A 6,808-nucleotide genomic window follows, 5' to 3' on the forward strand; every position below is an offset into this window, starting at 1 on the left:
GAGCAGAACATGGATGGAGTTTTTGCGGGGCACAGGTATCTTTTTGCAGACTTTGTGGACTTCTCGGTGGGTAGCACCGCCGAGGAAGGGAAATAAGGTCGGATTTTGCTAAACGGAGAGTTTTGCCGCATAATTCCGGGGAACACCACCCCGGCATCATCCACCCAGGAGGTGAGCCGTCCATGGACTTCACCCTGACCGAAGCACAGAAAGCCGTTCAGACTCTGGCCCGCGATTTCGCCAAGAGGGAAATAGCGCCGGTGGCCGCCGAGCTCGACCGCGAGCCCGATTGGCAGAAGAGAATGCCGTGGGGACTCATTGAGAAGGCGAGCGCCGTGGGCCTGCGCCAGCTCCCCTACCCCGAGGAATACGGCGGGGGCGGCGCCGACGTCCTCACCTGCTGCCTCGCGGGCGAGGAACTCGGCGTGGGCGACCTGGGTACCGCCGTCAACCTGGATCAAACCTGGAAGCTCCACACCATCCTCGAGAACATGGCCCCAGCCCTCAAGGAAACCTGGTTCCGCCGCTTGTGCGACGACCCCCGCTTCCTGACCGCCATCGCGATCACCGAGCCCGGCGTCGGCAGCGACCACCAGGGCTATTACGACGACCCTTCCATCGCCCTCCACACCCGGGCCGAGCGGAAAGGCGGCAAGTGGGTGATCAACGGCATGAAGCACTACATCAGCAACGGCCCCGTCGCCTCGCTCTACGTAGTGGCCGCCCGGACGGACAGGACCAAGAACCTCCGCGAAGGCCTCACTGGCTTCCTCCTCCCGCGCGATACCCCGGGCTTCACCATCGGAAAGGTCCACGAGAAGATTGGCCAGCGCCTCTCCATGAACGCCGAGCTCCTTTTCAAGGATGTCGAGGTGCCCGACGACCATGTCATTCTCGGCGAGGCGAAGATGTTCGAGATCCGGGGGCGCCTCCTCGCCTGTGGCAAGCCCGAGGCGGCGGCGAACTGCGTGGGCGTCGGCCGGGCGGCCTTCGAGAAGGCACTGGCGTACGCGAGGGAGCGCGTCCAGGGCGGCAAGCCCATCGTGGAGCATCAGGCCGTTTCCACCATGCTGGCCGACATGGCCATCGGCCTCGATCTTGCCCGCACCATGGTCTGGCGGTCCGCCTGGGCGGTGGACACCCAAGGGAGAAACTACGACTTCACGCTGGGATGGAAGGCGAAAATCTTCGCCTCGGAGGTCGCCTTCAACTGCGCCCGCTGGGGCATGGAGATATTCGGCGGGGCGGGCATCATGCAGGAGGCGCCCATGGAGAAGCTCCTCCGCGACGCGAGCACATTCCTCCACTCGGACGGTACCAACCAAATGCTGCGGCTCCGTACGGCCCGCGCCTATGCCCAGGGGGCCGTTTCATCGTTTTAAGGGAGCCCGCAATCGAGGTAAGATAGGTTAAAAGTGGCTGCGTAGGCCTTCCATTTTTTTGCAGCCCTTTTTCCGGTTGAGGACTTGTCGGATCTTCCCAGAGCATCGCCAATATCTTGGAAGAATGCATCTATCAGATGGTCCGCTCCACTCCACCGCCAAGGGCTGAACTCAACAACTTCGGGAGAGTCCGTCTGATTTTTCCTGAATCGCTCAACCACCATGTTCTTGATTGAAGATTTCCCGCTTCCCCAATCACCATAAAGACCCACAACGAGGCTATCTTTTCTTTTCCACCTTGCGATCGCATCCGCTATAGCATCAGCAAATTGCACTCGCCCGAGGAGGTCTTCATCCCGCGACGAAATGGAAATAGATGGAGTTTTTGCGGAGCACACCCCTCGCCTCCACCAAGAAATTTCGGCTTTCAAAGCTTTTCGAATATCGAAACGGCCCTGGCCTGGAAACCGCCCTGGTTTCCGGGCCTTTGGCGTTTGGAAAAGGTTTTTCGGCGACAAAAAAACACCCCGGGTGCCGGCCCGGGGTGCTCGTGCATCAGGGGGTACTGTTATTTGGTCAGCAGATCAACCGCCTGGGTTCCCTTCTGCATCGAAGCTGTGTGGTCTCCCGATTTGTGCAGATTCGTCGCCTCATCCAAAAGCGACACCGCCTTGTCCTTGTCGGGCCCGCTCGCCTTGGCCGCCAGGCGCTGGCCCGCTCCGATCAGCTTCGGACAATGAAACGCAAAGGCGCTGGTCGCCGAAAAACTGAGTGCCAAAAATCCCGCTGCCGCCACCAACATATAACGCTTGGACATTCCTCTTCCTCCTTCTCCGTGAAATTGCACTTCCGGTTTTGAGCGCACACCGCCGTCCACCCGGCGGACGCCGCCCGGCTTTAATCGCGCAAATAAAATCCGGACGCCTGTAACTTTTGCGACCCGATGCTGTTACCATAGGGAACACCCAAGGGCCTGAAAGGTTCCGCCGGGAGAATTTGTGTGGACGGAAAAAGATTAATTTTTTTTCGGCGCTGCACATGTTTTTCGTAATATGATTTTGGCTTCATCTCACCAGAACATATGAGAGGAATGGGTCCGATATGGCTTTGCAGGAACGGGAGATATTTCTGCGTGAGCTGGAGCGCCATTTCGACTCGCTCTACTCCTATTCCAGGTGGATGACCCGAAACAGCGAAGAGGCCGAGGACATCGTCCATGACGCCGTGGCCAGAGCCATCGCTCACTGGACCCAATTTTCGCCGGGAACCTCAATGAGGGCCTGGTTGTTTACAATACTGAGGAGGACCTACCTCAACCGACTCCGCCGGGCCAGTATCGAGGTGACTTCGGCGAGATTCCCCGACCAGGCGGATCAGATTCCCGATCAGCCGTCAAACTGGAATCCCGGAGGTCTTCCCTCCGGTATCGTGCGAAAGGATATCGACAAGGCGCTGGCGGCTTTATCCGAGGACCATCGCTCTATGGTCCTCCTCGCGGACGTGGAAGAGTTTACGCTTCGGGAGATTGCGGAGATCGAGGACATCCCGGTGGGCACGGTGAAAAGCCGGCTGTGGCGCGCGCGGATGGAATTGCGGGAAAAATTGACAAGCTACGAGGGGAATCGCTGATCATGGATACCGGCAAGAATCCGTCTGGCGATTTTCCGGGCGGCCAGGATTTGGAGTCGCGCTGGGAAGATGCGCTCCACGGCAGGTCTTCGTCCGAAGAGGCCTCCGCTCTTCAGGGGGAGATCGACCGCTCCGGCCGCCGGGCGGAATTTTTGGATCAGGCGCAGATCAGCGCCGCCGTCCGGGACGAGGCCACCCGCCACAAAGCTCCGGAGGAGCTGCGGTCACGGCTCCTCGAATTGCCCATGAGAGACAATCGGCCCGCCTGGATCGGCGGGAGGGTTTGGTGGGCCGCGGCCGGGGCGCTGGCGGCTTCCGTTGTTTTTCTCATCGGCCTATCGATCTCCCAAAAACCGCAAACTCCCGAAAGCGAGATTTTCTCTGCCCTCGGGCGGGAGGCCCGGGCGGAGTACCAGCGGGTGCGGCTCGATCCCCGGCCCGTGCAGACCGGGAGCAAAGTCTTGGGAAAAATCCTGGGCTGGTTCGAGCCTCGCGTGAATTTTCGCCCCAAGGTGTTTTTCGGCGGCGGGGATGAAACCACTCTCGAGGGAGGAAGGGTCGGCTATGTCGCCGGGACCAAGGTACCCGGTTTTCTCTACCGCTGGAAGGGGGAAACGCTGGTTCTCGTGATTTTCCCGGCCGGCGAAAATCCTGCCTGGTCGAAGCTTCCGCGGAAAAAATGGGTGACCCTGACCGACGAGGGGCCGACCACCGGTGTATGGCGGCGGGGCGATTTCATCTACGCCCTCGTCGGGCAGATGCCGCCCGAAACCATGCGGGAAATCGCAAAAAGCATCACCCCGCCCAGCATGAAATTCTAAAACGCAGCGTCCCTCGATGAATCTCGATAAAAGGGCGATTGAGACTGCGCGCCTCCAATTGTAGAAAGCCGCCGAGCAGGCTCCCCTCCCCGAAAGGGCCCTTCGGCTAGGCCATGTCCGCCTTCTGGAACTCGATCCGCCCGCCCGGCGGCTCGACCACCAGGTGCAGCGCCTCGGCGAGGCGGCCCGAGAGGTGCCACATCCCGCAGATGAAGGTGAGCTCCACGATCTGCCGATCGGTGAAGTGCGCGCGCATCGCCTCGAAGGCGGGCTTGTTCTGCTTCGCCGTCAGTTTCGAGACCTCATCCGCCCAGCGGATACAGGCTTTTTCCTTGTCGCTGAAGAGGGGGCTGTCCATCCAGCCGTCCCCGTCCAGAATGTCCATCTGTTCCTGCGAGATGCCGAGAGCCCGACCGAGCTCCACGTTGTGGCCCACTCAGTTGTTGCATTGGGTCAGAAGCGCGGTCTTGACGATGACCAGCTCCATATGGCGGATGTAGTCGGGGTCGGTCTTGAGCCGCTCGCGGCGGAGCTTCTGATCGAGGATCATCCACCCCTCGACCGCGGGCGGGGCGTTCCCCAGAAGCTGGAGAAAGCGCGGCACCGTCCCCCACATGTCCATGGACCATTTGTAGAGCGGCTCGAGTTCCTCCTTCAGCTCCTCGGGGATGTTGTCCGGCGAGACGAAGGGAATCCTCGGGTCCGGATGGAGCATCATTTCATCGGTCACCCCCATCTCGGGGGTCAGGCTGGTTTTTCCGTCCATGGACATTTTCGCATGCCTCCTTTCAAAAACCCACTAACCGCCGTTCCTGCCTCCGGCGAGCGCCTTTTGGACATCACTCGGGCCGATCGGCATCGAGAAAAACGGTGTGCCGATGGCGTCCTGAATGGCATTGACGATCGCCGCCGCCGTCGCCACGATGGGCGGCTCGCCCACCCCCCGGATGCCGTAGGGGGTCTCCTCCGCGGGGTTGCCCATCAGCACCGCGTTCAGCTCGGGCATATCGAGACTCGTCGGGATGAGATACTCGTGCAGGGACTCTCCCTGCAGGAAGCCCTGCCCGGTGCGGGGCTGCTCCTCCATGAGGGCGAGACCCATGCCCTGGAGCATCCCGCCCTCGATCTGGCCCGCGACCGACATCGGGTTGATGGCGAAGCCCACATCCTGCACGCAGGTGAGCCGGAGGACGCGAATCTCCCCCAGTTCGGGATGAACGGCCACCTCGGCCACCTGGGCGGTGTGAATGGGGCAAAGCGGCGGCTTTTCGCTCTCGCCCTGCCCCATGAGAAAGCCCTGGATTCCGGGGGCGGCTTTCGCCACCTCGCCGAGGGTGAGGGCGCGATCGGGCGCCGAGGCCACCAGCACCCGGCCGTTCTCGATCACCAGATCCTGGGGGTCGGCCTCCAGCCGCTCGGCCGCCACCCGGAAGATTTTCTCCTTGGCGTCCTCGACCGCCCGGAGGAGTGAAAGCCCAAGCGAGCGCGTGGCCTTGCTCCCCGAGGCCGAGGTGGACTGCGGCGCCGTGTCGGTATCGCCCGAATCGAAGCGCACCCGATCGAGGCTGATGCCGAATTCCTCGGCCGCCAACTGGCAGAGCGAGGTGCTCATCCCGGTGAGGTTCACCGTTCCGCCGACGATCTGGAGCGTGCCGTCACCGTTCAGCCGCAGCGTGCAGCAGGCCGCCTCACCAGGGCCCACCCAGTAGCCGCAGGCCACCCCGCGGCCGAGCTTCCAGCCCGTGCCCTCGAGCGCGCCGTTCGGCTCGATGGGCTGGCCCCAACGGCCCTCCTCGGCGGCGCGATCAAGAACATCCAGCAGGGCATCGTCCTTCTCCACCCCGGAGAGGCTCGTGTCCCCCTTGCGCAGGGCGTTGCGGCGGCGGAACTCGAGCGGGTCGATGCCGAGCGCGCGGGCGATGATGTCCATCTGCACCTCGGTGGCGAGATGGTATTGCGGCCCGCTGGGCGCCCGGACCGGCCCGCAGACCGGCGCGTTCGTGTAGACCGTGCAGGCGCTGATGTGTACGTTCGGAATCCGGTAGGTGCTTGAGCCCATCGACATCTTGCTCATGCACTGGAAGGGGCCGCCCTTGCCGTAGGCGCCGTGGTCCATCGTGATGTCCATGTCGCGGGCCACGATGGTGCCGTCCCGCTTCACCCCGGTGCGGATGCGGATGAAGTGGGGATGACGCGGATTGACGGACTTGTGGTCCTCCTCCCGGCTCATCTCGAGGCGCACGGGGCGCCCCCCGCTCCGGAGGGCCAGCAGGGCGGCAATGTGCTCGTTCGCCAGGAAGAGCTTGGCGCCGAAGCCGCCGCCGATCTCGGTGGGAATGACGCGGACTTTCGTCTCGGAGACTCCGAGGGCCTCGGCCACATCCGCCCGGATGATGAAGGGGTCCTGGGTCGAGGTCCAGATGGTGACCTTGCCGTCCGCCCCCGCCTCGGCCGAGCAAACGTGCGGCTCGATATAGGCGGCATGGGAGAACGGGGTGACGAAGGTGTGATCGAAGACATGGGCCGCTTCCTCAAAGCCGGCGGCGGGGTCCCCGATGGTTTTTTCGAATTTCCCGATCAGGTTGCCTTGCCCGCCCGGTCCGAGATGGAGTTCGCGCCAGTTCTCGTGAATGAGCGGCCCCTTCCCCGCCCGGCTGTCGAGGCCGTTCACCACCGGCTCGAGCACTTCGTACTTCACCCGGATGGCGCCGAGGGCGTCATGGGCCGCTTCGATGGTCTCGGCCGCCACCGCGGCGACGGGTTCTCCCTCGTAGCGGACCTTCCCGTCCGCCGCGAACCAGCTCTGATCCTTGATGTCGCCGCCGAAACGAATGTCCGGGGCATCCTCTCGCGTCAGGACGACCAGGACCCCCGGCAGTTTCGCCGCGCGCCCGGCGTCCACCGAAAGGACCCGCGCATGGGCGTGTGGACTCCGCAAGACGAGCCCGTAGAGCCCCCGGTAGGCGGGAATGTCCG

The 6,808-nt window shown here is 62.9% G+C and carries 7 protein-coding genes; 3 read left to right on the top strand and 4 right to left on the bottom strand.

All coding sequences use genetic code 11. The features are described from left to right. The first annotated feature begins 182 nt into the window (after positions 1 to 182). Complete coding sequence (locus O2807_10145; GenBank protein MDA1000855.1) at positions 183 to 1,382, top strand: acyl-CoA dehydrogenase family protein; 1,200 nt, start codon at positions 183 to 185, stop codon at positions 1,380 to 1,382. Between the two features lie 568 nt (positions 1,383 to 1,950). Here O2807_10145 and O2807_10150 read toward each other — a convergent pair. Further along, positions 1,951 to 2,199: a hypothetical protein gene (locus O2807_10150; GenBank protein ID MDA1000856.1), complete on the bottom strand. Its 249-nt coding sequence runs from the start codon at positions 2,197 to 2,199 to the stop codon at positions 1,951 to 1,953. Positions 2,200 to 2,483: 284 nt separating this feature from the next. On the opposite strand from O2807_10150, the gene O2807_10155 reads away from it, so the two are divergent. Beyond that, positions 2,484 to 3,011 (top strand): RNA polymerase sigma factor, encoded by a 528-nt coding sequence (locus tag O2807_10155; protein ID MDA1000857.1) that lies wholly within the window; start codon positions 2,484 to 2,486, stop codon positions 3,009 to 3,011. 2 nt (positions 3,012 to 3,013) lie between these two features. Beyond that, positions 3,014 to 3,832, top strand: coding sequence for a hypothetical protein (locus tag O2807_10160; protein MDA1000858.1), 819 nt, complete (start codon positions 3,014 to 3,016; stop codon positions 3,830 to 3,832). 106 nt (positions 3,833 to 3,938) lie between these two features. On the opposite strand, the gene O2807_10165 is transcribed toward O2807_10160, so the two are convergent. From O2807_10165 to O2807_10175, 3 genes are all read right to left on the bottom strand, one after another. Then, positions 3,939 to 4,256, bottom strand: coding sequence for a hypothetical protein (locus O2807_10165; GenBank protein MDA1000859.1), 318 nt, complete (start codon positions 4,254 to 4,256; stop codon positions 3,939 to 3,941). Between the two features lie 12 nt (positions 4,257 to 4,268). Continuing rightward, positions 4,269 to 4,604: a hypothetical protein gene (locus O2807_10170; GenBank protein ID MDA1000860.1), complete on the bottom strand. Its 336-nt coding sequence runs from the start codon at positions 4,602 to 4,604 to the stop codon at positions 4,269 to 4,271. Positions 4,605 to 4,631: 27 nt separating this feature from the next. Beyond that, on the bottom strand, positions 4,632 to 6,808 hold a 2,177-nt coding region (locus O2807_10175), incomplete at its 5' end, for a xanthine dehydrogenase family protein molybdopterin-binding subunit (protein MDA1000861.1).

The sequence above is a fragment of the bacterium genome, assembly GCA_027622355.1.
GTDB lineage: Bacteria > UBA8248 > UBA8248 > UBA8248 > UBA8248 > JAQBZT01.